Genomic DNA, 24,973 nt, shown 5'->3' with positions numbered 1-24,973 from the left:
GCTAAGAACATGGCATTGAACCTCCCTGCCCGCGTCCGCATCATCGACGTTGGCCCGCGTGACGGGCTGCAAAACGAAAAAACGCCGGTGCCAGCCGACGTCAAAATCGGCTTGGTGCAGCGCCTGCAAGACGCCGGTCTGCAAGAGATTGAAGTCACCAGCTACGTCTCGCCCAAATGGGTGCCGCAAATGGCCGACAACCATGCAGTGATGCAAGGCATGGCGAGGCGTGCTGGCGTGCGCTATTCAGTGCTGACGCCCAATTTGCAAGGCTTTCAAGCCGCGCTGCAAGACACACCGGACGAAATCGTCGTGTTTGGCGCGGCCAGTGAAGCCTTCAGCCAAAAGAATATCAATTGCAGCATTGCCGAGAGCATCGAGCGCTTTGCCCCCGTGGTCGAAGCCGCGCTGGCCGCCGGTATTGCGGTGCGCGCCGCCATGAGCTGCACCGTCGGTTGCCCGTATGAGGGTGAGATTGCGCCCGAGCGCGTGGCCTATTTGGCTGGTTTGCTGAAGCAAATTGGGGTGCAGCGCGTGGACGTGGCCGACACCATTGGTGTCGGCACGCCGCGCAAAATTCAGGCGGCGATGGAAGCCACTTTGCAGCACTACCCCATCGACGCCATCTCTGGCCACTTTCACGACACCTACGGCCAAGCGCTGTCCAACACCTTGGCGGCGCTGGAGCTGGGGGTGTGGAATTTCCAATCTTCCGTCGCTGGTTTGGGCGGCTGTCCTTACGCCAAAGGCGCCACCGGTAATGTGGCGACGGAAGACATGGTTTACATGCTGCACGGCATGGGCATAGAGACCGGCATTGATCTGGACAAGTTGATCGACGCCGGCGCCTACATCAGCGATTTTCTGGGACGTAAACCCCACTCGCGTGCGGCCATGGCGATTCTGAATAAGCGCGCTGGCTGAGTCGAGGCGAGAATAGGGCTATGGATACTATTAAACCTATAGCTGCTCGCGCAAGCCTGCTGTGCGCTGCGGGCTATTTTGACCAAAACTCGGACGAAGACATCCCCTCGCCGTGCATTTCGGTCTGCAAGATGAACCAAGACCGCAGCTACTGCGAGGGCTGCTTTCGTTCCATCCCCGAGATTCGGGCTTGGGCGGGTGCCGATGCGGCGCAGCGTTTGTCCATTTGGGCGCAACTGGCCGAGCGCGCGGGGATGGTATTTCCGCCTGCACCAGCCGCTCAAGAAGCTGTGCAGCCATGAAGCACATCACGTTCTATCTCGATTTTGTCTCGCCCTATGCCTGGCTGGCGTTTCAGCGCCTGCCCGAGGAGTTGGATGGACTGAGCTACAGCGTCGAATACCGCCCGGTATTGCTGGGCGCGCTGCTGCAGCAGCACGGCAACCCCGGGCCGGCGGGCATTGCGCCCAAGCGCGACTGGACCTATCGCCATGTCCTGTGGCTGGGCCACCAGCTCGGCGTGCCGCTGCAAATGCCGACGCAGCACCCGTTTAACCCGCTGGTGCTGCTGCGCCAAGCGCTGGCTTGCAGCAGTGATGGCCGCATCAACCGCTTTGTCGCTGAGACGCTGCTGCGCCACGTGTGGGTCGGCGGGCAGGGTGCGCTGGACGTGCCTCGGCTGGAGGCCTTGGAGCTGGAACTGGCAGCGCAGCGGCAGCCGGGCAGCGACAGCGATGCGGTCAAAGCACTGCTGCGCGCCAACACCGATGCAGCGGCGGCGCGCGGCGTGTTTGGCGTGCCGGCATTTGCCGTCGATGACCGGTTGTTTTGGGGCCTGGACAGCCTGCCGATGCTGCGCGCTTATCTGCAAGGTGATGCGTGGTTTGCTACCGAAGGAGCCACTGCTGCAAGCGTGGTGCAAGGACTGCCGGGTTGAATGGGGCGCTAGTCACCTTGCCCGGTTTTTAACCCGGGCAAGCCCTGTGAACGCGGCTTGATGCCGCTGCACCCCGTGAGTTCGCCATGCCCAGTGCCTTCAACTTTGCTGCTTCGCCCTTTGACTGCCTGAACCCGGACGAGCAGCGCCTGGTGCGCGACAGCGTCGATGTGGCCTACTTCCGTGAGGGCACCGTGGTGCTGGACGTGGGCACGGTGCCGACGCACCTGTTCGTGCTCATCAAAGGCTACGTCACGCAAACCGAAGGCGACGAGGTGCTGGCCACCTATGGCCCGGACGACACTTTTGATGGCCGGGGTTTGGTGGCCGGGCGCGTCAGCAGCCGTTTTGTGGCGGTGGAAGAAGTGGTGGCCTACCAGCTGGCGCGCGAAGCGGTCAATGAGCTGATTGCACGCAACGCCACCTTTGGTTCGTTGCTGTTTTCTGACCTGGGCAACAAACTCAGTGCGCTGGCGCAGCGCACGGATAAGCACGAGCGCCAGTCACTGACGCTGGCGCGGGTGGATGAAGCCTATCTGCGCCCGGCGCATGTGGTCGATGCCAGTATCGACATCGTCTCGGTGGTGCGGCTGTTCCAGGAGCAGCACACCACCAGCGTGCTGGTCACCGGGATGCCGGATGGCCAACTGGGCATTTTTACCAACACCACACTGCAGCGCGCCATTCTGGATGGCCGACCACTCGATCAATTGTCCGTCGGCGAATTGACCAGCAGCCCGGTGGTCACTGTGCGCGCCGCCGACCAATTGGGTGATGCCATGGCGCTGCTGCTGCGCGAGCGCGTGCACCGCCTGGTGGTGATGGACGGCGATAAGGTGCTGGGCATCCTGGAGGCGCTGGACCTGTTCAGCTTCCTGGCCAACCACTCGCACCTGATCACGGTGCAGATCGAGCAGGCGCGCAATGTCGAAGACCTGGCGCAGGCGGCGGTACAAATCACCCGACTGATTGCCGCGTTACACCGGGGTGGCACACGCATAGGCCTGATGGCGACACTGGTGCAGCAGCTCAATGCGCGCCTGTTCGAGCGCGCCTGGGCCATGGTGGCGCCGCCTGAATTGTTGGCCAACAGCTGTCTGTTCGTGATGGGCAGCGAAGGGCGCGGCGAGCAACTGCTCAAGACCGATCAGGACAATGGCCTGCTGCTGCGCGACGACTACACGCCGCCGCCCGATCTGCAGGCCCTTTGCCAGCGCTTTTCGGATGTGTTGAGCAGCTTTGGCTACCCCGAATGCCCCGGCCGCATCATGTTGAACAACCCGACCTGGCGCGGCACGGTGACAGTGTTTGGCCAACGGGTGCGCCAGTGGCTGCTGTTGCCCGATGCCGAGGGGTTGATGCACTTGGCGATTTTTCTCGATGCCCATGCTGTCGCCGGCGACAGGGCGCTGTTGGCTACGGTGCGCAATGGCCTGATGGCGCTGGCCACCGACAACGACGCCGTGGTGGCGCGCTTTGCCGCTGCCATTGAACAATTTGAAATGGCTGCCGGCTGGTGGAATCGGCTGTTGGGCATAGGCGAAGAGATGCGCCATGTCAGCTTGAAAAAAGCGGGCATCTTCCCCATCGTGCACGGTGTGCGCAGTCTGGCACTGGCGCGGCGCGTCAGCGCCACCAGTACCGCCGAGCGCATTACTGCGCTGGTGACCGAGGGGGTGCTGGATGCCGGACTGGGTCAGGAGCTGATTGAAAGCCTGCATTTCTTGATGGGTCTGCGCCTGACCGCCGGGCTGGCTGAAATCGATACCGGCCGCCCGGTCACCGGCAATGTCATTCCCGAACGCCTGAGCAGCCTGGAGCGCGACCTGCTCAAAGATGCGCTCTCGGTGGTCAAACGCTTCAAAATACTGCTGCGTCTACGCTTGCGGCTGGATCTGGTGTGATATGTCCGCCTTGACGCCCCCTTCCTCCGGCCCGCGCCATTGGTTGGCACAGGCCAAGCGCGCCTGGCAACAGCACCACCTGAGCGATCCGGCCTACGCCTTTTTGCTGGAGCCGCCGCCGCCCAATGAATGGGTGTCGCTGGACTGCGAAACCACGGGCCTGAACCGCCGCAGCGACGAAATCATCTCGGTCGGCGCCGTGCGCATCGTCGGCGACTGCATCATGACCAGCGAGCGGCTGGAGTTGCTGGTGCGCCCTGACAAAGGTGTGCCCGGGCAAAGCGTGCGCATCCACCGCCTGCGCGAGCAGGACGTCGCCAACGGCCTGCCGCTGGCGCAGGCGATGCACCAGTTGCTGCACTTCATTGGTAGCCGGCCTTTGGTGGGGTATTACCTGGAATTTGACGTGGCCATGCTCAACCGCGCGATTGCGCCGCTGATCGGCATGGGCCTGCCCCAGCCCAAGCTGGAGGTATCGTCCCTGTACTACGACTACAAGTTCAAGCAACTGCCGCCTTCACACCAGCAGGGCAATGCCGATCTTGATTTGCGCTTTGCCACCCTGATGGCCGATTTGCAATTGCCCGTGCGCGACGCACACGACGCCATGAACGATGCTGTGATGGCAGCCATGGCATTTATCAAACTGCGCCATCTGAGCGCTGTCTGAGGCCACCATGACCCCTTTTCAACCGCTGACTGCCGCCGAAGGTTATGCCGGCGATGTCACGCCACAGGTAGCTTGGCAATGGATGTGCAGCGGGGCGGCGGTGCTGGTGGATGTGCGTACCGATGCCGAGCGCGAATGGGTGGGCAGCGTGCCCGGTGCGGTGGCGGTGGCCTGGAAGCAATGGCCAGGCATGGTGATGAATGCCAGTTTTGATGCCCAACTGCGCACCGCCGTGCCGCCCGGCAGCAAGGTGCTGCTGCTGTGCCGCAGCGGCGTGCGCTCGGTGGCGGCAGCGCGCCGTGCCACCGAGCTGGGGTTGGAGGCCTACAACATCCTGGAGGGCTTCGAGGGCACGCTCAATGACCAAGGGCAGCGCGGACGGGTGAGTGGCTGGCGCTGGCACGGCCTGCCCTGGCGCCAGGGCTGAGACCCGGCGCAGCGTTCACGATCGCACAGATACAAAAATGGACCCGCAGGTCCGTTTTTGGGTTGGGCGTGTAACCGCTGGCTTTACTAGGCGGGAATGCGTAGCTTCTGGCCGGGGTAAATTTTGTCGGGGTTACTCAACATCGGCTTGTTGGCTTCAAAAATTTTCGGGTATTTGTTGGCGTCGCCGTAGTATTTTTTAGCAATCGCCGAGAGCGTATCGCCGCTGACCACGTCGTGGTATTGCGCTTCAGGCTCGGGGTTGGTGACGCTCATCAGGTTTTCGACGCTGGTCACGCTGGCCACATTGCCGCAGCACAGCGTGATTTTTTCTTTGGCTGACTGGGTGGGCGCCGTACCCTGGACGGTGACCTTGCCTTGTGCGCCGTCATAGGCCACTTGCAGAGCGCTGACACCGAGGTTTTGCGCGGTGATGTAGGTTTCGATGGCTTTGGCAGCCTTGGCATTGAGCTCGTCTGGCGAGGGTGCGGCAACCGTGGCAGCATGGGCCTCTTTACCGCCAAACAATTTTTCGCCGGCATCCTTGATGAAACTGAACAGACCCATGTGCATCTCCCTTGCGTGGTTGAAAAATAAAAGACCACTGTAGCGTCAAAACTGGCTGCGCATTGTCAGGCAACAGCGCAAAGCGCTTGCAAAACTCAGGATAATTCGCCGCATGACATTTTTGGCCATCGACGTCGGCAACACCCGCCTCAAGTGGGCGCTGTATGAGGCGCCTCAACCCGGGGCAGCATTGCTTGCGCAGGGGGCAGAGTTTCTGGACCACATCGATCGCCTGGCTGAAGGGGCCTGGGCGTCCTTGCCTGTGCCCACGCGCATGGTGGGTTGCGTGGTGGCAGGCGATGCCGTCAAGCGGCGCGTGGAAGAGCAGATGGAGTTGTGGGATGTATCCGCCAACTGGGTGGTGGCGTCGGCGCAAGAGGCTGGCTTGCGCAATGGGTATGACCATCCCTCTCGCTTGGGGTGCGACCGCTGGGTCGCTATGATCGGCGCGCGCCAGCACCTGCTGGCACGTGGCCCGGCGCGCCCGCTGATCGTGGTCATGGTCGGCACGGCGGTCACCGTGGAAGCGATTGATGTACAGGGCACGTTTTTGGGCGGGCTGATCCTGCCGGGCCACGGCATCATGCTGCGCGCCCTCGAATCGGGTACGGCTGGACTGCATGTGCCTACCGGCGAGGTGCGACTGTTCCCGACCAATACCAGCGATGCCCTGACCAGCGGCGGCACCTATGCCATTGCCGGTGCAGTCGAGCGCATGGTGCAGCATCTGGCGCAGCATTGCGGCGCCGAGCCGATGTGCATGATGACCGGCGGCGCGGGCTGGAAGATGGCGCCTAGCATGGGGCGCTCATTCGAGCTGATGGATAACCTGATTTTTGACGGCCTGATCGAGATCGCTGCACGGCGCTTTGCGTCCTGAGAGGCCTCGCGGACGGCTGGGGATGGCCCTCAGTCTTGCAGCTCGGTGCGGGCCATTTCCACATCCAGGCGCTCCATGGCATCGGCGGCCTCACTGGCTGCCGCCTGCTCATACAACGCCGTGGCTTCCTTCATTTTTCGCTCGCCTTCCAACATCACCAAGGCGTTGGCGTACTCAATGCGTGCAATAGCTGAGCCTGGGTTGAGCTGCAGTGCTTCCTGAAAGAGGTTCAGGCTCTTGTCTTTTTTGGCGCCGTAGGTCATGCCGCCAATCAGTGCACCCACCTTGTCAATCACTTCGGCATGAAAGGCACCCAGCGCAATGCGTGCATCGGCATGTTGGGGCGCCAGGGCAATGGTTTTTTCCAGTGATTCCTTGACCTTGGTGCCCAGCCCCTGGGCCAGTGCTTTGGCCACGCTGATGGCCTGGCTGTAACGGCCCAGCGCGTAGGCATGCCAATACCAGGCGTTGGGGTTGTCGGGCTCGGCGACCGCCAGGGCTTTGGCGCGTTCAGCCACCTGCAGGAACAGATCCAGGCGTGTCTTTTCTGTGGTTTCCAGATAGGTGGCGTAAATGGCGGTGGCCTTGGCGGCCACGATGGCGCCCGCGGTGCCAACCTTCAGGCCGGCCTCGGCAGCGGCCTGAAAGTTACCGTTGTGAAACAGTGCCCACGCTTGCAACACTGCAGGCACTGTCGGTAGCGGCTCGATATCACCTATGTGCAGGCGCGCCCAGTGGTTTTTCAGACTGGCTGCAGTGAAGTGGTAGTCGCTGGGGTACGCAAAAGGTGTCCATTTCGCCATGGGATGTCTCCTGGGAGGTTGTGGGGCGGGACGACTTATTCCAATTCCATATCCAACGTGTGTTCCTTTGATCTGGCTCGACATGATTGATCTGGAAATGAAATTAGGCGGTGTGCCCGTGATAGGTATGGATCAGGCCCACCAAATGCGTGCGCTGACTGCTTTGCAGGTAGGGCATGAGCAGGCTCAGTACTTGGTGCGCGCCGCGCAGCTGCGCTGCCTGGGCGCTGCCGGGCTCCAGGGCACGGCGCGGCGCGCGCACGTATTCAAAGCTGAGCCAATAAGTCAACAGCACTACCATGCTGGTTGTGGTGGGTTCGCGTTCGCGGGCATCCATCTGTAGAGCGCCGGTATGGGTCATGCCGTCGAGCAGGGTGTGTATGGCGCGCGTCTTGTGCTCCAGCACCGCCTGAAAACGTGTCTCCACGTGGCGGTTGTTCGATAGTAGGTCGTTGAGGTCGCGGTACAAAAAGCGGTGTTGCCATATCAGTTCAAACAGGGTGTGCATGAAAAACCATGCGTCTTCCACGTTGTGCACGCTGTCGCTGGCGCCGAGCAACTCATGCAGTGCCTGTTCGTAGCGGTCAAACAGTGCATTGATCAGCGCGTCCTTGGCCGGATAGTGGTAGTAGAGATTGCCCGGACTGATGCGCAATTCAGCTGAAATCAACGTGGTCGATACATTGGGTTCGCCAAATCGATTGAACAGCTCCAGTGCCACTTCAAGGATGCGTTCGGCAGTGCGGCGTGGCGCTTTTTTCACCATGTGGGCGGACTCCCTTGCGTCAAGTGATGGGCGGCTTTCTTGCTACTGTAACCGAGGCCTCCAGGGGTACAGAATGCTGCACTGCGGCATTTTTTCGGGGGTTGAAAGCACTAACGGCTGTCACGCGCTAATGCGTGGCAGCCGTTCTGAAAGTGCTGGTGCAGGCTCAGACTGCGCTGGTGCCGCTGGCCTCTGGAGTCAGCCCTGTGTTGGCCTGGCGCTCGGCTTTGGTGGCGCGTTTTTTCGGTGCGGCCTTCACAGCTGTCCGGACCGTGGCTGGTACGGCGGTCTTGCGTGCGCCCGCCTTGGTTGCTGGTGGAGGCGCGGCGCTGACCTGTGTCTTGGCTGCTGGCTTGGCGCGCGTGTAGTCGGTGGCAGGCACCAGGTTCAGGCTTTTTTCCAGCGCGTCCAAGCGGTCAGTCAAGGCCTGCAGGTCGTGCGCCGAGGGCACGCCCAACGTGGCCATGGCCTTGGCGACGCGGTCTTCAAAAATGCTTTCCAGTTTGTCCCATTTGCCCGCCGCCCGTGCGCCGATGTCGCTGGCCATACTGGTCATGCGACTGGTGGCCTCGGTCATTTTTTCTTCGGCTGCCGTCTGCGTTTTGCGTTGCACTGCCATGCCCTCCTTGACCAGGGACTCGAATACTTTGCTACCTTCTTCCTGCGCTCGGGAGAAGGCGCCCAGGCCAGCCAGCCAGATTTGCTGTGCCGAGTCCTTCACGGCGCCAGACAACAGGGTGCCGGTTTTATTTTTGTCGGGACTGAGTTTTTGCAGCTTCTTGACCATGGGAGCCTCCAATCAGGGATGGTGGATAAAAATGCCATGCTGAAAAATCCTTGGCATAGGGATGCACTTTACGCCGTAGGCCGCGCAGTGTGTAGGTGTGCGGTTCCAAAAAACAGAGCGCAGGCCCTATCACCAAACCTGTCTTGGCACGGGTTTTTGCGCAATCTGTCTGTGGCCGATATGGACAAGAATGAGTGCATTCCACGGGAGTTTTCATGCAGTATTTTGTGACAGGGGCGACGGGGTTCATTGGCAAGCGACTGGTCAAAAAACTCCTGCAGCGCAAAGGCACAGTGGTGCACTTTCTCATTCGTCCCGACAGTGCTGCCAAGCTCGCTGAGCTGCGCCGTTATTGGGGTGTGAGTGCCACGCGTGCGCTGCCGGTGTGGGGCGATCTGCTGCACAAAGAACTCGGCGTGGCCCCGGTCGCGCTGAAGAAACTCAAGGGCCAGATCGATCATTTTTATCACCTCGCTGCCGTGTACGACCTGGCGGCCGACGCGGCCACCCAGGTGGCTGTCAACGTCGATGGCACGCGCCATACGCTGGAGCTGGCCCATGCCATCGCCGCCGGACACTTTCACCACATGTCGTCGATTGCGGCGGCCGGCTTGTACGAGGGGGTGTTTCGGGAAGACATGTTCGAGGAGGCCGAGGGGCTGGAGCACCCGTACTTCCAGACCAAGCATGAGAGCGAAAGAATCGTCCGCCAGGACAGCAAACTCCCCTGGACGGTGTACCGCCCGGCCATGGTGGTGGGCGACAGCCAGAGCGGGGAGATGGACAAGATCGACGGCCCGTACTACTTTTTCAAGCTGATCCAGCGACTGCGCCAGCTGCTGCCGCCCTGGATGCCCAGCATTGGCCTGGAGGGTGGGCGCATCAACATCGTGCCGGTCGATTTTGTCGTCCAGGCGCTGCACACCCTCAGCCACCAAAGCGGCATTGCGCAAAAGTGCTACCACTTGGTAGACCCGGTCGGCTACCGCGTCGGTGATGTGCTGGACATCTTCAGCCGCGCCGCCCATGCACCGCGCATGGGGCTGTTTGTCAATGCAGCGCTGCTGGGTTTTATTCCCAAGAGCGTCAAAAAAGGCCTGCTGGCGCTGGCGCCGGTGCGCCGCGTGCGCAGCGCCGTCATGAAAGACCTGGGTCTGCCCGAAGACCTGTTCAGCTTCATCAACTACCCGACGCGCTTTGACTGCCGCCAGACTCTGGCCGCACTCGAAGGCTCGGGCGTGCAATGCCCGAATCTCAAGGACTACGCTTGGCGCCTGTGGGACTATTGGGAGCGCCACCTTGACCCGGCACTGCACCTTGATCGCAGCCTGCGCGGCACCGTGGCCGGCAAGGTGGTGCTGGTCACTGGCGGCAGCTCGGGCATTGGCCTAGCGACTGCGCACAAATTGGCCCAGGCCGGTGCCACCACGCTGATTTGCGGGCGTGACCAGGGCAAGCTCGATGCCGCCTGTGCCGAGGCGCAGGCGCAAGGCCATGCGCTGCACGCCTACGCCGTGGATCTGGCCGACGCGGCAGAGTGCGAGCGTTTTGTGCAACAGGTGCTGGCCGAGCACGGCGGGGTGGACTTTCTCATCAACAACGCCGGCCGCTCCATTCGCCGCGCCATCGAGGCCAGCTACGAGCGCCTGCACGACTACGAGCGCACCATGCAGCTGAACTACTTTGCCGCCTTGCGCGTCACCATGGGGCTGCTGCCCGGCATGGTGTCCCGGCGCGCAGGGCACGTTGTCAACATCAGCTCGATTGGGGTGCTGACCAACGCGCCGCGCTTTTCTGCCTATGTCGCCAGCAAGGCGGCGCTGGACGCCTGGACGCAATGCGCAGCCAGCGAATACGCCGACCAGGGTGTGACCTTCACCACCATCAACATGCCGCTGGTGCGCACGCCGATGATTGCGCCGACGCACCTCTATAAAAACGTGCCCACACTGAGCCCTGACGAAGCCGCCGATATGGTCGCGCAGGCTTGCATCTTCAAACCGGTGCGCATTGCCACACGGCTGGGCATCCTGGGCCAAATACTGCACGCGCTGCTGCCGCGTGTGGCGCAGATTGGCATGAACACCAGTTTTCGCATGTTTCCCGACTCCAGCGCCGCACAAGGCGGCCAGAGCGATAAACCGCAGCTGTCGGCAGAAGCGCTGGCTTTACAGCAGATGCTGCGCGGCATTCATTTCTGAATCTTGCTGCGGCTTCGCTGGGCGGCTTGCAGTAGAGCGTAAGGGCCTGCGCCCCAGGGGAATGGGATAATCGTCGGCTTTGCCTGCAGGCAGCTTTTACGGACTTTCCCATGATTCTTGTCACCGGCGGCGCTGGCTTCATTGGTGCCAATTTTGTTCTCGACTGGCTGCGCGCCCATTCCGAGAGCGTGCTCAACCTCGACAAACTCACCTACGCCGGCAACCTGCACAACCTGGCCAGCCTGCAAGGCGATGCGCGCCACGTTTTTGTGCAGGGCGACATAGGTGATAGCGCCTTGGTGGCGCGCCTGCTGGCCCAGCACCAGCCGCGCGCCGTCGTCAACTTTGCGGCTGAGTCGCACGTCGATCGCTCCATCCACGGCCCAGAAGACTTCATCCAGACCAATGTGGTCGGCAGTTTTAGGCTTTTAGAGGCTGTAAGGCACTACTGGCAAGCGCTACCAGCTATCAAAAAAGAAGCGTTTCGCTTCTTGCACGTCAGTACCGATGAGGTCTACGGCACGCTGTCCGCCGATGCGCCAGCGTTCACCGAAGACCATGTCTACGAACCGAATAGCCCGTACTCGGCCAGCAAAGCCGCCAGTGATCACTTGGTGCGCGCTTGGCACCACACCTACGGCCTGCCGGTGCTGACCACCAATTGCAGCAACAACTACGGCCCGCTGCATTTTCCTGAAAAGCTGATTCCGCTGATCATCGTTAACGCCCTGGCTGGCAAGCCACTGCCGATTTATGGCGACGGAATGCAGGTGCGCGACTGGCTGTATGTGGGCGACCACTGCAGCGCCATCCGCCGTGTGCTCGACGCCGGACGCTTGGGCGAGACCTACAACATTGGCGGCTGGAACGAAAAACCCAACATCGATATCGTCCACACCGTCTGCCGCCTACTGGATGAGTTGCGCCCGCGCGCTGACGGTCAAGGCTATGCCGCGCAAATCACCTACGTCAAAGACCGCCCCGGCCACGACCGCCGCTACGCCATCGACGCCCGCAAAATCGAACGCGAGCTGGGTTGGACGCCGGCAGAAACCTTCGACACTGGCATCCGCAAAACCGTGCAGTGGTACTTGGATAACGCCGAATGGGCGGCCAACGTGCAAAGCGGCGCCTACCGGGAATGGTTGCAGACGCAATATGCCGATACCGGTGCAGAGATCAAAGCATGAACATCCTGTTGTTTGGCAAAAACGGCCAAGTCGGCTGGGAGCTGCAACGCAGCTTGGCGGTGTTGGGCCAAGTCACCGCGCTGGACTTTGACAGCACCACCCACTGCGGTGACTTCAGCAACCCGGCGGGCATTGCCGACACCGTGCGCGCGCTGCGTCCGGACGTCATCGTCAATGCCGCAGCACACACCGGCGTGGACAAGGCCGAGAGCGAGCCGGACTTGGCCCGCCTGCTCAACGCCACCACGCCCGGCGCGCTGGCCCAAGAGGCGGCAAAAATGGGCGCTTGGCTCATCCACTACAGCACCGACTACGTCTTTGACGGCAGCGGCAGCCGCCCGTGGTCAGAGACGGATGCGCCGGCACCACTCAGCGTCTATGGCCACACTAAGTGGGAGGGGGAGCGCCTGATCCAAGAAAGCGGCGTCCAGCATTTGATTTTGCGCACCAGCTGGGTCTATGCCTCGCGCGGCGGCAACTTTGCCAAGACCATGCTGCGCCTAGCGCAAGAGCGCGAACGCCTGACGGTGATTGACGACCAATGGGGCGCGCCCACTGGTGCCGATCTGCTGGCCGACGTCACCGCCCATGCCATTCGCCACTTGCAAGCACGTCCGCAAGACGCTGGCCTGTACCACATGGCCGCTGGGGGGGAGACAAATTGGAATTTGTATGCAAAATACGTTCTAGCCCAAGCGCAGCAAGCGCAAGCAGCTATCAAAATAAAAGCAACTGAAGTGGCGGCTGTACCGACCAGCGATTTCCCCACGCCCGCCGTGCGCCCGCACAATTCGCGCCTCGATACACGCCAACTGCAAACCACCTTTGGCCTGACCCTGCCGCCATGGCAGCAAGGCGTGGCACGCATGGTGGCTGAAATTCTCTGACCTGTGACCTTGTGACCCACCGCTTTATGACCGCACCCGACAGCGCCCGCAAAGGCATCATCCTCGCCGGCGGCTCCGGCACCCGCCTGCACCCGGCCACGCTCGCCATCAGCAAGCAACTGCTGCCGGTGTACGACAAGCCGATGATTTATTACCCGCTCAGCGCTTTGATGCTGGCGGGTATTCGCGACATTCTCATCATCAGCACGCCGCAAGACACGCCGCGTTTTGAGCAACTGCTTGGCGACGGCAGCCAGTGGGGCATCCGCCTGCAATACGCAGTGCAGCCCAGCCCGGACGGACTGGCGCAGGCGTTTGTGATTGGCGAAGAATTTTTGGCTGGCAGCCCGAGCGCCTTAGTGCTGGGCGACAACATCTTTTACGGCCACGACATCCACGAACTGCTGGCCCAAGCCGACCAACGGCGCAGCGGTGCCACGGTGTTTGCCTACCACGTGCAAGACCCTGAGCGCTATGGTGTGGCCGAGTTTGATGCGACCGGCAAAGTGCTGTCACTCGAAGAAAAACCCAGCCAGCCTAAAAGCAACTACGCCGTCACCGGCCTGTATTTTTACGATGCCAGCGTGGTCGAGCTGGCCAAAAATCTCCAGCCCTCACCGCGTGGTGAGCTGGAAATCACCGACCTCAATCGCCTGTATTTGGAGCAAGGCCAGCTCAACGTCGAAATCATGGGCCGTGGCTACGCTTGGCTGGACACCGGCACGCACGACAGCCTGCTCGACGCCGGCCAGTTCATCGCCACGCTGGAGCGCCGCCAAGGCCTGAAAATTGCCTGCCCGGAAGAAATCGCCTGGCGTCAGCACTGGATCGACGCCGCGCAGCTAAAGCAACTGGCCCAGCCACTGGCCAAGAATGGTTACGGCCAATATCTGCTGCGCGTGCTGAACGAAAAAATCTACTGAAAATCGACGAAAGCGCTGCCATGCAAACCACCCGCCTTGCCATTCCTGACGTCGTGCTGATCGAGCCCAAAGTGTTTGGCGACGCACGCGGTTTCTTTTTTGAGAGCTTCAACCAACGCGCCTTCAACGCCGCCACTGGCACGGATTACGCGTTTGTGCAAGACAACCACAGCCGCAGTAGCAAAGGCGTGCTGCGCGGCTTGCACTACCAAATCCAGCAACCCCAAGGCAAGCTAGTGCGCGTGGTGCAGGGGGCGGTGTTTGATGTGGCGGTGGACATCCGCAAAAGTTCGCCGACGTTTTGCCAATGGGTCGGCGCGGAACTGAGCGCCGACAATCACCGCCAACTGTGGGTGCCGCCCGGTTTTGCGCATGGCTTTGTGGTGCTCAGTGAGACGGCAGAGTTTTTATACAAAACCACCGATTACTACGCGCCCGAATATGAGCGCTGTATTGCTTGGAACGACGCCACGCTGGCGATTGACTGGCATTTTCAGGGGGCGCCCAACTTGTCCGCCAAAGACGCGCAAGGCCGGCCTTTGGCGCAGGCCGAGGTGTTTGCCTGAAGTTTTACGGTGCGGTGGCAGGCGCCGTCAGCACCTGCTGCACCGATTGATATAGCGCGGCTGCACCAAACTGCGCGTTCTCTGGGTCAAGCGAGAACGTGTTGTGGCCACGCTGCACCAGCGCGCCTTGCCAGCGCGGCTCCAGAAAGAACGAGACAAATTGCGCGCCCCGCTGCGCGTGCTGGCCCAGCATGTGCTGCACCGCCGGGGCGTCCATGGCTTTGAGCGGATGGAATTCCGTCACGCCATAGCCCGCGTGGCCGCTGCCGCCATACCAGCGCGAAAACACCTCGCCATAAGCGGCATTGCCATACAGGCTGACGCCCAGCCGGATATTTTTCATCGGCTGCAGCGATGCCTGAATAGCGTATTTGTTGGCATCCCAACTGGGGTTGCTGAACGGGATGATCTGGTGCGTGTAGTGCGGCGTGTCGGCCAGACACGACTGGTTCACCACGCCATTAAAGAACTGTAGATAGTCCACCACCTGCTGCTGGCGAAAGCGGTGCCACAGCGGCACCAGTGGGTTGTAGTAATACGAAGACTGCTCGGCGGGCAGGTCGATGTGGGCCTGCTGCGCCGCATCTGCTGCCGCGCTGGCGGGCAGCGCTTGTTGTGGCAGGAGCGGCGGCGCGCTTTGATCTCGGCCCATCAGGGCAATATGACGCGTGCCCAGATGCGTCAAGCGGCCCGGTGTGGCTTCCAAAAAGGCATCGATGCGGTACTGGCCCACCGGCAGGTGCCGAAAATCCATGTCCAGTCGCCAGCCGGTGTTGGCATCACCCAACTCAGGCTTGGCGGCCAATACATCTTGGCGGCCTTGGTTGACTGGGGTTTTGCCGACGAATACGCCATTGCGGTAGATATGCACCCACGCCGGCGCTGCGCCTCGCGTTGGCTTGACATAGGCCCAGCCGCTGATGGGCAAGCTGCCGTGGGCGAAGGAGTCGATGTGTTCGGTAAAGCGCTGCAAAGGCTCGGTGCGAATATCACGTGACGGTGGCTGTACCGCGTCAAATGCTGCGTAATCAGCACCCAGCACGCGGTTGAGTTGCTCAATGCCCGCAAATTGCTGGCGCAAAAACTGCTGAAACCCCGCTACGGAGGCAGGACTGTAATCGGTCACGCGGTAGGGCGCATCAAAACCCATACCAGCCTCAAAATTGGGAAACAAATGGTGCAGCTCGCCCAGCAGCGTTACGCCTTTAATTTTGGCGATGTCTGGCGCTGGCAAGCGGCATATAGCCTCTAGTACGGCTTGCGCCGCCTGTACGCGGCGGGCAGTCAGCTCGGTCTGGGTGCTGGCCAGCGACCAATTGTTGATAGCTGAGTCGTAATAGCGACTTTGCGCCAGCGGGCCATCACGGGTCTGCGCCAGATTAGCGGGATTAAGTGCCAGCTCTTTTTCTAACGGGGCATCGGTGGCGAAGTGCGTGGAGAACAAATACAGAATCAAGGGACGAGAGTTATCGCGCACGGTGCGTACCAATCGCCCAACGGTGTCTTGATCAATGACCCAGCCCTCAGGACTGTGGCGAAATAGCTGTAGCAGCGGCACTGGCAGGGTGTAGCCCAAGGTGTAAGCGGCTGCCGCGCGGCCCTGTGGCTGTAGCGGTGACAGGGTGGCTTTGAGTAGCGCTGCGGCGGAGCCCTCGGGCCCGGAGCAGCTAGCGCGCAAATCGGACGGGCTGGGGGCGGCGGTAGCGCTGGGCTCCAGCACACAGCTGTCAATCACGCCGATCATCGGCGCCAGCAGCAGCGGGCCGGTGGTTCGCGCAGTGGCGGGAAACTGGCTGTGCCACAGCGCCAGCCCGCCCGCGCCAGCGGCCAGCACGGCGCAGGCCGCCAAAGTAGCCATCAGCGTGGCGGGACGGGGGGCGGTAGAAGAAGGCATAGCAAATAGGAGGGCGTGTGGGGGGAACACCGGGGACGAAAAACAGCGCAGCAGCCGCCAAAAATGTAAAGGAAAGCCCATTTTTGCATCAAATAGGGCTTGAGCCGGCGTATTATAAGCGTCTTAAGCTATTAAAATGATAGTAAAAAAGCGATGTATCAGTCAAAGGGCAGTAGTGACAATTGGCCCCCGGCTACACTGCTTTCCATTTTTCGCCGCCGCCCGCCTCCTCCCCCCCTCCATGACGACACACACATTTTCCGCCCTGATCGAGCCCACTGGCGAGCTGCTGGCCGACGTTGCCGCGCAGCGCCCGCGCTTGGGCGACTTGCTGGTGCAAGCCGGCAAGCTCAGCGCCCGCGACTTGGAGCGAGCCCTGTCGGCCCAACAGGAAATGGGCAGCATGATTGGCCGCGTGCTGGTGCGCTTGGGGCTGGTGTCGGATGCCGATGTGGCGCAGGCGCTGTCGCTGCAGCTGGGTATTCCACTGGTGACGGCACAGGGCTTTCCTGAGCTGATGCCCGAAGTCGAAGGGCTGTTGCCCGAGTTTTTACACGCTAACAACCTGTATCCGCTGCGCCTGGATGGCAACGAGTTGCACATGGCGATGGCGGTGCCGCAAGACGCCTTTGTCGTCAAAGCCTTGCGCTTGGCGACCGGCTGCACCATTCGGCCCCACTTGGCGCTAGAAAGCGATATTGAAAAAGCCTTGGCCGAGCCCGAAGAAGAAGCGCAGGACGAGTCCGACGATGGCTTTGGCGACGGCTCGGATGGCGGCGATTTTGTCGAGCACCTGAAAGACTTGGCCAGCGAGGCACCGGTGATCCGCTTGGTCAACACCATCATTGGCCGCGTGATCGACTTGCGCGCCTCGGATATCCACCTCGAACCCTTCGACGACGGCCTGCACGTACGCTACCGCGTTGATGGCGTGATCCATCCCGGCGAACTGGTGCCGCCGCGTTTGAGCGCTGCCGTTAATTCGCGCGTCAAGCTGCTGGCGCACCTCGATATTGCCGAGCGGCGGTTGCCACAAGACGGGCGCATCAAGACCCGCGTCAAAGGGCGCGAGCTGGATTTGCGCGTTTCGACCGTGCCGACAGTGCATGGCGAAAGCGTGGTGATGCGCGTACTGGATCGTGCCAGCGTGCGGCTGGAATTAGAAAAAATGGGGTTTGAGAAAGATACGCTAGCGCGCTTTAACAGCCTGCTGGCGCGTCCGCATGGGATCTTGTTGGTCACCGGGCCGACTGGCTCGGGCAAAACCACTACGCTGTATGCCGCGCTGGCCAAAATCGATGCTTCAGCGCAAAAAATCATTACCGTCGAAGACCCGGTGGAATACCAGCTCGAAGGCATCAACCAAATTCAGGTGCACGCGCAAATCAACCTGACCTTTGCCAATGCGCTGCGCTCCATCCTGCGCCAAGACCCGGACATCATCATGATTGGTGAGATGCGCGACGGCGAAACAGCACAAATCGCCGTGCAGTCGGCATTAACCGGGCACTTGGTGCTATCAACTTTGCATACCAACACCGCTGCCGGCGCGGTGATTCGGATGCAGGACATGGGCGTCGAGCCGTATTTGATTACCTCTGCCGTCAACGGCGTGTTGGCGCAGCGCTTGGTACGCACGCTGTGCGGGCATTGCAAAGAAGCCTACGAACTGGGGCCTGAAGTGCGCGAGAGCACCGGGCTGTCGCGTTTTTGTGCGCCGACCCAGCTGATCTACCGCGCGGTGGGCTGCGAGCACTGCCGCCAGTCGGGCTACCGGGGCCGCACCGGTATCCACGAATTGCTGGTGCTGGATGAGCCGATGCGCCGCGCCATCATTGACGGGCGCGATGCTGGCACGCTCAACGCCATCGCCACACAAAGCGGCATGTTGAGCTTGCACGACGATGGCCTGCGCAAAGTAGCGGCTGGCCACACTACGCTGGACGAGCTGGCGCGCGTCACGCAGGATCAGTCCGATGCCTGAGTTCATCTGGCGCGCTGCCGCTGCTTCCGGCAAGGTCGAAGAGGGGCGGATCACGGCGGTCAGCATCGGTGCGGCAATGAAACAGTTGCGCAGCCAAGGTTTGACGCCGCTCAGTTTGGAAGAGGCGGGGGCGGCTGGCGCTGCGGCGACAGGCGCTGGTGCCGCCCCGAGCCTCGGCGGCTTTGCCCAGCCCAAAGTGCGCCAAGCCAAGGGTCCGGTGACGGCGCCGGATGTGCTGGCCATCACCTCCGAGCTGGCTATCATGCTGCGCGCCGGTTTGGCGCTGGACAACGCCTTGCGCGTACTGATCGACATGAGCCATAAACCCAGCATCGCTACGCTGATGCAAGGTATTTTGGACGCCGTCAAAGGTGGCACGCCGCTCAGTCGCGCATTGGTTGTGCACCGTGAGTTATTTGGTGATTTCTATATCAACATGATTCGCTCAGGCGAGGCCAGCGGGCAGATGTCTGCCGTGCTGGATCGCTTGGTTGAGCACATGGAGCGCCAGCGGGCGCTGCGCGACAACGTCATTTCTGCCACCATTTACCCAGCCATTTTGTTGGCGGTGGCGGTGCTGTCCTTGATTGCCATGCTCGGTTTTGTTGTGCCGCAGTTTGAAAAACTGTTTACCGATATGGGCGATGCGCTGCCTTTGCCAACACGCTTGGTGATGGGACTAGGGCAGGCGTTTACGCGCTATGGCCTGTTCATCGGCGTGATTGCAGTGGGCGGCAGCATGTTGCTGATGCGCTGGTTCAAGTCGTCCGCAGGGCGGCGCTGGTGGCAGACCTTGGTACTGCGTCTGCCGCTGATGGGGCCGCTGGCACTCAAGTATCAGTTGACGCTGTTTTCGCGTTCGATGGGTACCTTGCTCGGCAATGGTGTGCCCATGCTGACCGCGCTGCACATTGCCACCGAAACCGTCGGCAATACCGTATTGCAGCAAGCGCTGGCACGCGTTGCGCCGATTGTCAAAGAGGGTGGCCGGGTAGTGCAGGCCTTGTCGGCCACCGGCATCTTTGAACCGTTGGCGATCAACCTGATTCGCGTCGGCGAAGAAACCGGCCGCATCGGCCCGATGATGCTGGAACTGGCGAATATATTGAACCGCGAGGTCGAAACCGGCATCAAACGCCTTTTGACGCTGGTCGAGCCAGTGCTCATCTTGGTGCTGGGCATGCTGATTGCCTCCATCATCGTCTCCATCCTGCTGGGAATTCTGTCTATCAATGACCTCGCCGTATAATTTTTGTTTGCCCAAGGAACCGTCTCCCATGGTGAGTATTCGTGCCCGCCGCGCCTGCGCCGCCTCCTCTGCCCGCTCCTCTGCGCGTGGCTTTACCTTGATCGAATTGCTGGTGGTGCTGGCCATCCTGACGCTGCTGGCCGGCTTGGTCGGCCCGCGCGTACTCAACCAGTTGGGCGGTGCCAAGTCGAAAACCGCCGGTGTGCAGATCGCTGATCTTGATAAATCGCTGGAACTCTTCAAGCTCGATGTGGGCCGTTACCCGACCACTGAAGAAGGCCTCAACGCACTGGTCGCCAAGCCCGGCTCGGTGAACGGCTGGACCGGCCCTTACCTCAAGGGCGGTGTGCCCACCGATCCATGGGGCCATCCCTACCGCTATGCCAATCCCGGCCCGAATGGCGGTATCGAAATCTTGTCTCTGGGTGCCGACGGCGCCCCTGGCGGCGACGGTGAAAACGCAGACGTCCGCAATACGCCCTGAACGCAGCTCCCTTTGGCACATGCACCATGCAGCGTGAGCGCGGCTTTACGCTCATCGAATTGTTGGTAGTATTTGCCATCATGGCGCTGCTGATGGGTTTGGTTCCGATGGCCTTTGACAAGATGCGCGACGCAGCGCAATACCGCGATGTGCTGCGCGGCATGATCTCTGAGATTCGTTTTGCCAGACAGCAGGCGTTGCTTGGACACACAGAGGTGCGTTTCTCAGTCAATTTGGGCAATCGGCTCTACCAGTCCGACGGGCATTCGGCCAAACTGATTCCGGCTCCCCTGGAAATACGTGCTACCGTAGCTGGCACAGAAATGCAGGGCCAAGGTGTGGCATCGATCCGATTTTTGTCCAGTGGCGGTGCGACCGGCGGCAGCGTGGATATCTTGCGCCCCTCCGGTGTGGGTACCCGTCTGCGCGTGGACTGGTTGTCCGGGCAAGTGAGTCAGGAAGCTCTGTCCCCATGATCCGCCCTCGGCGCTTGCGGCAGCGCGGTCTGTCATTGCTGGAGCTCTTGGTGGCTTTCGTCATCATGGCCATTGCTCTGGGGATGCTTTATAAAGCCAGCGGCAGTAGTGCGCGCAGCGTTGGGGAGGTCGCCAGTTACCAGCGCGCCATGTCGCTGGCTGAATCTTTGTTGGCTATGCGCGATGCGGTGCCGGCTGAAGGCTGGAATGAGACGGGCCAGTCGGCCCAGTTTTCCTGGAAAGTGAATTCTCAGCCCTACACCACACCTGCCAGCCAAGGCAACACGGCAGCGCCCTTGCTGCAGGCTGTGGATATGGTGGTGGAGTGGAGTGAGAGCGATCGCCGGCGCTACATTGAGCTGCACACATTGCGGCCCCAGCGCAATCTTCCCGCAGGAACCGGAGTGCGGCCATGAGTGTGCGCAGTCCGCAAAGATCTGTGCGCAGCTTGCCACGGGGTTTTACCTTGGTTGAACTTTTGGTCACCATGGCTTTGCTGTCCTTGCTGATGCTGGGCATGGCTTCGGCGCTGCGCACCATGGCACAAACTGAAGAGCGGGTCGATGCCCGTCTCGCCAAGGCAGATGAATTTCGTATTGCGACAGGTTTTTTACGCTCTATTGTGGGGCGCATTTCTGCCCGCAAGAACCCTGCACCCATCACACAAGGCGCCAGCCCCTATCTATTCATGGGCACGCCAACAGCCCTCTCCTGGGTCGGTATTATGCCGGCCCGCTACGGCGCGGGGGGGCGCAATTTCTTTCATTTGGCAGTGGAACCTGTGCAGGGAGCGCCAGCCCTAGTGATCCGGTTTTTGCCATGGACAGACAGCGCCGAATTTCCCGACTGGGGGCTGGCCGAAAGCCGCGTGCTTGTGCATGGGGTGACTTCTTTTGCGCTGGCCTATGAAGATGCGCGCCAGACACAACCGCTATGGGTCAATGCATGGAAGCGCACCGACAGTCTGCCCGAGCGCGTGCGCATCGAACTGCAAACAGACACCGGACCGTGGCCGCTGTGGGTGGCCGCCATGCGCAGCCTGCCTGCCAGCGAGCGTGGCTCCGGGCGTTTTTCTGCGGGGCCAGAGTGAAAAAGAGATATTTACACCCTCAGTGCTACCGACACAGTGATCAAGGTATTGCCTTGATCGCTGTGTTGTGGATTGTCGCCGCGCTGAGCATCATCGTGACCGGCGTAGTGCATTCTGTCCGCAGTGAAGTCCGTTTGATTAACCACACCAGACAAGCCGTCGAAGGCATGGCCTTGGGCGAGGCGGCGATTGCTCTGGCATTGCAGGACATCAGCGTACGCCCAGAGCGGCCCCTGCAGCTGATGAAAATCGATGTGGTGTATTTGGGTCATGCGATGCAGGTAGAAATCATGCCTTTGACGGGCCTGATTGACATCAATACCGCGCCAGGGCCCCTATTGACAAGCTTGTACACCGTTGCCGGTGCCAAGGACGCTGCTGCCGCTGCAGCGTTGGCAGAGGCCACGGTGCAGGTGCGCAGCGAGCGTGACACACGGGGCCGTGAAAAAGGCTTTGAAGCCACGCAAGATCTACTGCGTGTGCCGGGGTTTGACTTTGACCTCTATGCTAGACTTTCTCCGCTTATTACCGCCGAGGCGCAGGGGGCAGGGGGCCGAGTAAATCCCCAAGCTGCTTCGAAAGAAGTGCTTGCAGTTCTTGCCCAGGGCAATCTTGCCTTGGCCGCCGATTTGGCCGCGCAGCGCGCAAACGGGGCTGCTGCCATGGATACCACTGGCCTGAACGCTCCATTCATCGGAAGCTTTGCATCTTCACGCTACAAACTACACGCCCGCGTCGCGCTTGCCGATGGCATGCAAGTGGTCGTGTCGCGCAGTGTTGATGTTCGTCCCGACTCCCGCTCCGGCCTGCCTTGGCGGATTTTTAACGCCGAATATTGGACACAAGCCGTGCCGATGGCTGGCGTTTGACCATACAACATGTCCACAGCTGCATCTCCTTCACGCTTCTTCGGGTTAGACCTCGGTACGCTTTGGCCAGAAATACGCCGCTCTTGGCAGGGACTGCATCGGACTCCGGCGTTAGCTTGGCTGACGCCAGACTTTCCTGTGCGCGTCTTGCACGCCGATGGGCGTGAAACTACTTGGCTGGGTGGGCAACGGGCCAAGGGAGAAGGGAGTAGTACCGAGCGTTTTGAGGCCATCGAGCTGCCCGAAGACATACTTTTGCGCCGCACCTTGCACGTGCCCGCCATGTCGCAGACACAAATAGCCCAGGCAGTAGAGCTTGATCTGCGCAGTGTCAGTCCGTTTGCTGCTGCCGATATGGTGTGGGGCTACAGTGCGCAGTTGGTGGAAGCGGGTGGGCTGCAAATAGATGCTGTTCTGATCTCGCGCAAACAAGCTGTGCAATACATCAGCACCCAGCAGCATCGTCTGGCCACCGCGGCAGATCCAGAAGTGTGGTCCTTCACGCCCAATGGCACTCCCATTCTCCTGGCCGGTTGGGGTGAGGCGCGGCGAGCACAGTCTGGCGCCAGACGTCGCCACATGGCTTACGGAATGCTAGGTAGCGCGTTATGTGTTGCGGGCGCCATGGCTATTACGCCAACCATGCAATTGCGATTGCGTGCCATAGAGGCGGTTCATGCCTACGATGCTGTGCAGGTGCGCACTGCCCCCCTGTTAGGCCAACGCGAAGCTTTTGTACGCACCACTGGAGAAATGGAAAACCTTCGCAGTCTCTTGGCCGAGCGCGTCGATTTTCTGCCGCTGCTTGAAGCTATCACCCAGGTGCTGCCAGACGACACTTCATTGCAAAGTCTGCAGATCCAGGGTTTGAAAGTCACGATCAATGGTCTGACTTCGAACGCTGCCACGCTTATGCAACTGCTGGGGACCAAAAATGGCTTTAAAGACGTTCGTGCGCCTTCAGCGGCAACCCGTAATCCTGGTGCCACAGCTGAAAATTTCATTATTGAATTTCAATTGGACCCTGCCGTGTTTTCCATTACTGCGTCTGCACCCGTGGATACGACTATCCCGTCTGTGAAGCAGCTTGCACCCAATGCTGCTGCTTCGGTTGGTGCCGCAACATCTATAGCTACCATGCCAGCGCCTCCTGCAGCCAATGCAGCCAGCGCCGCGCCACCCCGAAAAAAGAGCCGTTTTTCTTCAGGACCCGAGAGTACACCCCCCCCTCCTGTGCTTAGCGCTCCGCTGGCCGGGCGCAAGGCAGTACCATGAAATCCATCGTTCGCCGTGAAAGTGCCATCGTAGTCATCATGTTGGCGCTGCTTGCCTTGCCTTTTATGGCTGCAGGCATTTATATCTACCAAAAGCATCAATGGGCGGAAAAGCGTCTCGATGAATTGGAGCCACGCTATGCCCGTCTATTGGGATTAGAAGACAGTCGTGAGACCCTGGTTCAAGCCAATGCCCAGGGACAGGCTTCTCTAGCCCAATATGTGTACCCGCAAGGGCAGGATATCAATCAGACAGGTAATGACGCGCAGCAGCGTATACGCAGCATTTTGGTGGCGGCAGGCCTGGATATTGCTAGCAGCCAAGTGCTGCCTGTCAAAGAAGACAAAGGCTTTGATCGCATCCCTTTGTCGGTGCGCGCGGAAGGTGAAATGGTCGCTTTACAAGCGGCACTGGCAGGACTGGTTGCAGAAGCGCCAGCGATCCTTATCGATACTGTTCTGGTGCAAGGCTACGGCGCACCCACCAAAGGCGGTGTTCAGCGTTTATCAGTACAACTGAGTCTGGTAGTGTTGCGGAGACACTCATGAAGCGCCATGTATTGACCGCTCTGGCGTTGATCAATGTGGCACTGATTGCGGTGTTGGCTGCTTTGTGGTTCAACTCGAACGGTAGCCTGCGCAACGTGCACTGGATAGCGCCGGCAGCGATTAAAAACGACTATTTGCAAATGCTGCCGGCATTACCTGAACGCAAGCCGGTCGATACCAATCGCTTTCTTGCTTTATTGGAACGTCCACTGTTTCAGCCCACACGTCGCCCCCCACCGCCTCCACCGCCCCCCAGTGCCGTGGTTGAAGCGCCTGTGGATACCTTGAGCACGGCTCAGCTCTCTGGTGTGGTCACTGGCGAGCATACCGCCAGCATCATCATTACTGTGGCTGGCAAAGCCCGACGTCTACGCTTGAACGAATCCCTGGATGGCTGGACGCTGCAAAGTATTCAAGGGCGCAGCGTGACCTTTGCCGGCGGTGGACAAACCCGGGTGCTGCAACTAACGCGCGCTGCTGTGGCTACTTTTTCTGGTGCAGCCCTGACTATGCCTGCACCGCCTGCACCGTCTGCAAAGGTTGCATCACCGGCGTCTGCACCACCTGCACAGGCTGCCGTACTTACAGCCCCGGACGCTGCGCTTGCTGCGCCAAAGCCACCTCGCCGACCGCGCTTTGGACCATAAGTACGTGTCTGGTTCCCCATTGCCTC

The 24,973-nt window shown here is 60.7% G+C and carries 27 protein-coding genes; 22 read left to right on the top strand and 5 right to left on the bottom strand.

The window, feature by feature from the left end:
- Nucleotides 1-9: 9 nt before the first annotated feature.
- The 6 genes from Q390_RS0107380 (at nucleotide 10) to Q390_RS0107355 (ending at nucleotide 4,862) form a co-directional block, all read left to right on the top strand.
- A complete protein-coding gene (locus tag Q390_RS0107380; protein WP_027995479.1) occupies nucleotides 10-924 on the top strand; it encodes a hydroxymethylglutaryl-CoA lyase in 915 nt (304 codons plus the stop codon).
- A gap of 20 nt (nucleotides 925-944) precedes the next feature.
- Complete coding sequence (locus Q390_RS0107375; protein WP_027995478.1) at nucleotides 945-1,226, top strand: DUF1289 domain-containing protein; 282 nt, start codon at nucleotides 945-947, stop codon at nucleotides 1,224-1,226.
- Nucleotides 1,223-1,861 carry a 2-hydroxychromene-2-carboxylate isomerase gene (locus Q390_RS0107370; protein ID WP_027995477.1) on the top strand — a complete coding sequence of 213 codons (639 nt, stop codon included), beginning with the start codon at nucleotides 1,223-1,225 and terminating at the stop codon, nucleotides 1,859-1,861. The genes Q390_RS0107375 and Q390_RS0107370 overlap by 4 nt, the downstream gene beginning before the upstream one ends.
- An 86-nt stretch (nucleotides 1,862-1,947) precedes the next feature.
- Nucleotides 1,948-3,765 carry a putative nucleotidyltransferase substrate binding domain-containing protein gene (locus tag Q390_RS0107365; RefSeq protein WP_027995476.1) on the top strand — a complete coding sequence of 606 codons (1,818 nt, stop codon included), beginning with the start codon at nucleotides 1,948-1,950 and terminating at the stop codon, nucleotides 3,763-3,765.
- 1 nt (nucleotide 3,766) lies between these two features.
- Complete coding sequence (locus Q390_RS0107360) at nucleotides 3,767-4,435, top strand: 3'-5' exonuclease (protein ID WP_027995475.1); 669 nt, start codon at nucleotides 3,767-3,769, stop codon at nucleotides 4,433-4,435.
- Nucleotides 4,436-4,442: 7 nt separating this feature from the next.
- Nucleotides 4,443-4,862, top strand: a complete 420-nt coding sequence (locus tag Q390_RS0107355; protein WP_084153815.1) for a rhodanese-like domain-containing protein — start codon at nucleotides 4,443-4,445, stop codon at nucleotides 4,860-4,862.
- An 86-nt stretch (nucleotides 4,863-4,948) separates the two neighbouring features.
- On the opposite strand, the gene lysM is transcribed toward Q390_RS0107355, so the two are convergent.
- On the bottom strand, nucleotides 4,949-5,428 hold the full coding sequence (gene lysM / locus Q390_RS0107350) for a peptidoglycan-binding protein LysM (RefSeq protein WP_027995473.1): 480 nt from the start codon (nucleotides 5,426-5,428) through the stop codon (nucleotides 4,949-4,951).
- A 112-nt stretch (nucleotides 5,429-5,540) separates the two neighbouring features.
- Between lysM and Q390_RS0107345 the strand changes: the two genes are divergently transcribed.
- Nucleotides 5,541-6,308 carry a type III pantothenate kinase gene (locus Q390_RS0107345; RefSeq protein ID WP_027995472.1) on the top strand — a complete coding sequence of 256 codons (768 nt, stop codon included), beginning with the start codon at nucleotides 5,541-5,543 and terminating at the stop codon, nucleotides 6,306-6,308.
- 29 nt (nucleotides 6,309-6,337) lie between these two features.
- On the opposite strand, the gene Q390_RS0107340 is transcribed toward Q390_RS0107345, so the two are convergent.
- The 3 genes from Q390_RS0107340 to Q390_RS0107330 all read right to left on the bottom strand — a co-directional run bounded on the left by Q390_RS0107340 (nucleotide 6,338) and on the right by Q390_RS0107330 (nucleotide 8,664).
- The gene (locus Q390_RS0107340; RefSeq protein WP_027995471.1) at nucleotides 6,338-7,111 is read right to left on the bottom strand and encodes a tetratricopeptide repeat protein; all 774 of its coding nucleotides are present in this window, start codon (nucleotides 7,109-7,111) and stop codon (nucleotides 6,338-6,340) included.
- A 103-nt stretch (nucleotides 7,112-7,214) separates the two neighbouring features.
- Nucleotides 7,215-7,877, bottom strand: a complete 663-nt coding sequence (locus Q390_RS0107335; protein ID WP_027995470.1) for a TetR/AcrR family transcriptional regulator — start codon at nucleotides 7,875-7,877, stop codon at nucleotides 7,215-7,217.
- A 166-nt stretch (nucleotides 7,878-8,043) separates the two neighbouring features.
- Nucleotides 8,044-8,664, bottom strand: coding sequence for a phasin family protein (locus tag Q390_RS0107330; RefSeq protein WP_027995469.1), 621 nt, complete (start codon nucleotides 8,662-8,664; stop codon nucleotides 8,044-8,046).
- A 215-nt stretch (nucleotides 8,665-8,879) separates the two neighbouring features.
- On the opposite strand from Q390_RS0107330, the gene Q390_RS0107325 reads away from it, so the two are divergent.
- The 5 genes from Q390_RS0107325 to rfbC all read left to right on the top strand — a co-directional run bounded on the left by Q390_RS0107325 (nucleotide 8,880) and on the right by rfbC (nucleotide 14,431).
- Entirely contained in the window at nucleotides 8,880-10,865 is a 1,986-nt protein-coding gene (locus tag Q390_RS0107325) for an SDR family oxidoreductase (protein ID WP_027995468.1), read from the top strand.
- Nucleotides 10,866-10,975: 110 nt separating this feature from the next.
- Entirely contained in the window at nucleotides 10,976-12,055 is a 1,080-nt protein-coding gene (rfbB, locus tag Q390_RS0107320) for a dTDP-glucose 4,6-dehydratase (protein WP_027995467.1), read from the top strand.
- Nucleotides 12,052-12,942, top strand: a complete 891-nt coding sequence (rfbD, locus tag Q390_RS0107315; protein ID WP_027995466.1) for a dTDP-4-dehydrorhamnose reductase — start codon at nucleotides 12,052-12,054, stop codon at nucleotides 12,940-12,942. Before rfbB ends, rfbD begins: the two co-directional genes overlap by 4 nt.
- A 26-nt stretch (nucleotides 12,943-12,968) precedes the next feature.
- Nucleotides 12,969-13,865 (top strand): glucose-1-phosphate thymidylyltransferase RfbA, encoded by an 897-nt coding sequence (rfbA, locus tag Q390_RS0107310; protein ID WP_027995465.1) that lies wholly within the window; start codon nucleotides 12,969-12,971, stop codon nucleotides 13,863-13,865.
- Nucleotides 13,866-13,885: 20 nt separating this feature from the next.
- On the top strand, nucleotides 13,886-14,431 hold the full coding sequence (gene rfbC, locus Q390_RS0107305) for a dTDP-4-dehydrorhamnose 3,5-epimerase (protein WP_027995464.1): 546 nt from the start codon (nucleotides 13,886-13,888) through the stop codon (nucleotides 14,429-14,431).
- A gap of 4 nt (nucleotides 14,432-14,435) precedes the next feature.
- On the opposite strand, the gene Q390_RS0107300 is transcribed toward rfbC, so the two are convergent.
- On the bottom strand, nucleotides 14,436-16,325 hold the full coding sequence (locus tag Q390_RS0107300; protein ID WP_051603106.1) for a hypothetical protein: 1,890 nt from the start codon (nucleotides 16,323-16,325) through the stop codon (nucleotides 14,436-14,438).
- A 241-nt stretch (nucleotides 16,326-16,566) separates the two neighbouring features.
- Here Q390_RS0107300 and gspE point away from each other — a divergent pair, with 241 nt between their 5' ends.
- From gspE to Q390_RS17885, 10 genes are all read left to right on the top strand, one after another.
- A complete protein-coding gene (gene gspE, locus Q390_RS0107295) occupies nucleotides 16,567-18,309 on the top strand; it encodes a type II secretion system ATPase GspE (RefSeq protein WP_037472417.1) in 1,743 nt (580 codons plus the stop codon).
- Complete coding sequence (locus tag Q390_RS0107290; protein WP_027995461.1) at nucleotides 18,302-19,558, top strand: type II secretion system F family protein; 1,257 nt, start codon at nucleotides 18,302-18,304, stop codon at nucleotides 19,556-19,558. Before gspE ends, Q390_RS0107290 begins: the two co-directional genes overlap by 8 nt.
- A 28-nt stretch (nucleotides 19,559-19,586) precedes the next feature.
- Nucleotides 19,587-20,042 (top strand): type II secretion system major pseudopilin GspG, encoded by a 456-nt coding sequence (gene gspG, locus Q390_RS0107285; protein ID WP_027995460.1) that lies wholly within the window; start codon nucleotides 19,587-19,589, stop codon nucleotides 20,040-20,042.
- A 26-nt stretch (nucleotides 20,043-20,068) separates the two neighbouring features.
- On the top strand, nucleotides 20,069-20,518 hold the full coding sequence (locus Q390_RS0107280) for a pilus assembly FimT family protein (RefSeq protein WP_027995459.1): 450 nt from the start codon (nucleotides 20,069-20,071) through the stop codon (nucleotides 20,516-20,518).
- A complete protein-coding gene (locus Q390_RS0107275) occupies nucleotides 20,515-20,934 on the top strand; it encodes a type IV pilus modification PilV family protein (protein WP_027995458.1) in 420 nt (139 codons plus the stop codon). The genes Q390_RS0107280 and Q390_RS0107275 overlap by 4 nt, the downstream gene beginning before the upstream one ends.
- Nucleotides 20,931-21,608: a prepilin-type N-terminal cleavage/methylation domain-containing protein gene (locus Q390_RS0107270; RefSeq protein WP_051603105.1), complete on the top strand. Its 678-nt coding sequence runs from the start codon at nucleotides 20,931-20,933 to the stop codon at nucleotides 21,606-21,608. Before Q390_RS0107275 ends, Q390_RS0107270 begins: the two co-directional genes overlap by 4 nt.
- A 62-nt stretch (nucleotides 21,609-21,670) precedes the next feature.
- The gene (locus Q390_RS17895; RefSeq protein WP_245606881.1) at nucleotides 21,671-22,477 is read left to right on the top strand and encodes a type II secretion system protein GspK; all 807 of its coding nucleotides are present in this window, start codon (nucleotides 21,671-21,673) and stop codon (nucleotides 22,475-22,477) included.
- A gap of 9 nt (nucleotides 22,478-22,486) precedes the next feature.
- Entirely contained in the window at nucleotides 22,487-23,752 is a 1,266-nt protein-coding gene (locus tag Q390_RS17890) for a PilN domain-containing protein (RefSeq protein WP_084153814.1), read from the top strand.
- Nucleotides 23,749-24,300 carry a type II secretion system protein GspM gene (gspM, locus tag Q390_RS0107250; RefSeq protein WP_027995455.1) on the top strand — a complete coding sequence of 184 codons (552 nt, stop codon included), beginning with the start codon at nucleotides 23,749-23,751 and terminating at the stop codon, nucleotides 24,298-24,300. The genes Q390_RS17890 and gspM overlap by 4 nt, the downstream gene beginning before the upstream one ends.
- Nucleotides 24,297-24,947, top strand: a complete 651-nt coding sequence (locus tag Q390_RS17885) for a hypothetical protein (protein WP_211250428.1) — start codon at nucleotides 24,297-24,299, stop codon at nucleotides 24,945-24,947. The genes gspM and Q390_RS17885 overlap by 4 nt, the downstream gene beginning before the upstream one ends.
- Nucleotides 24,948-24,973 lie beyond the last annotated feature (26 nt).

The sequence above is a fragment of the Simplicispira psychrophila DSM 11588 genome (genome assembly GCF_000688255.1).
Lineage (GTDB): Bacteria > Pseudomonadota > Gammaproteobacteria > Burkholderiales > Burkholderiaceae_C > Simplicispira > Simplicispira psychrophila.
The sequence above is the reverse complement of the archived record's forward strand: the minus strand, read 5'-3'. Positions and strand labels throughout refer to the sequence as shown.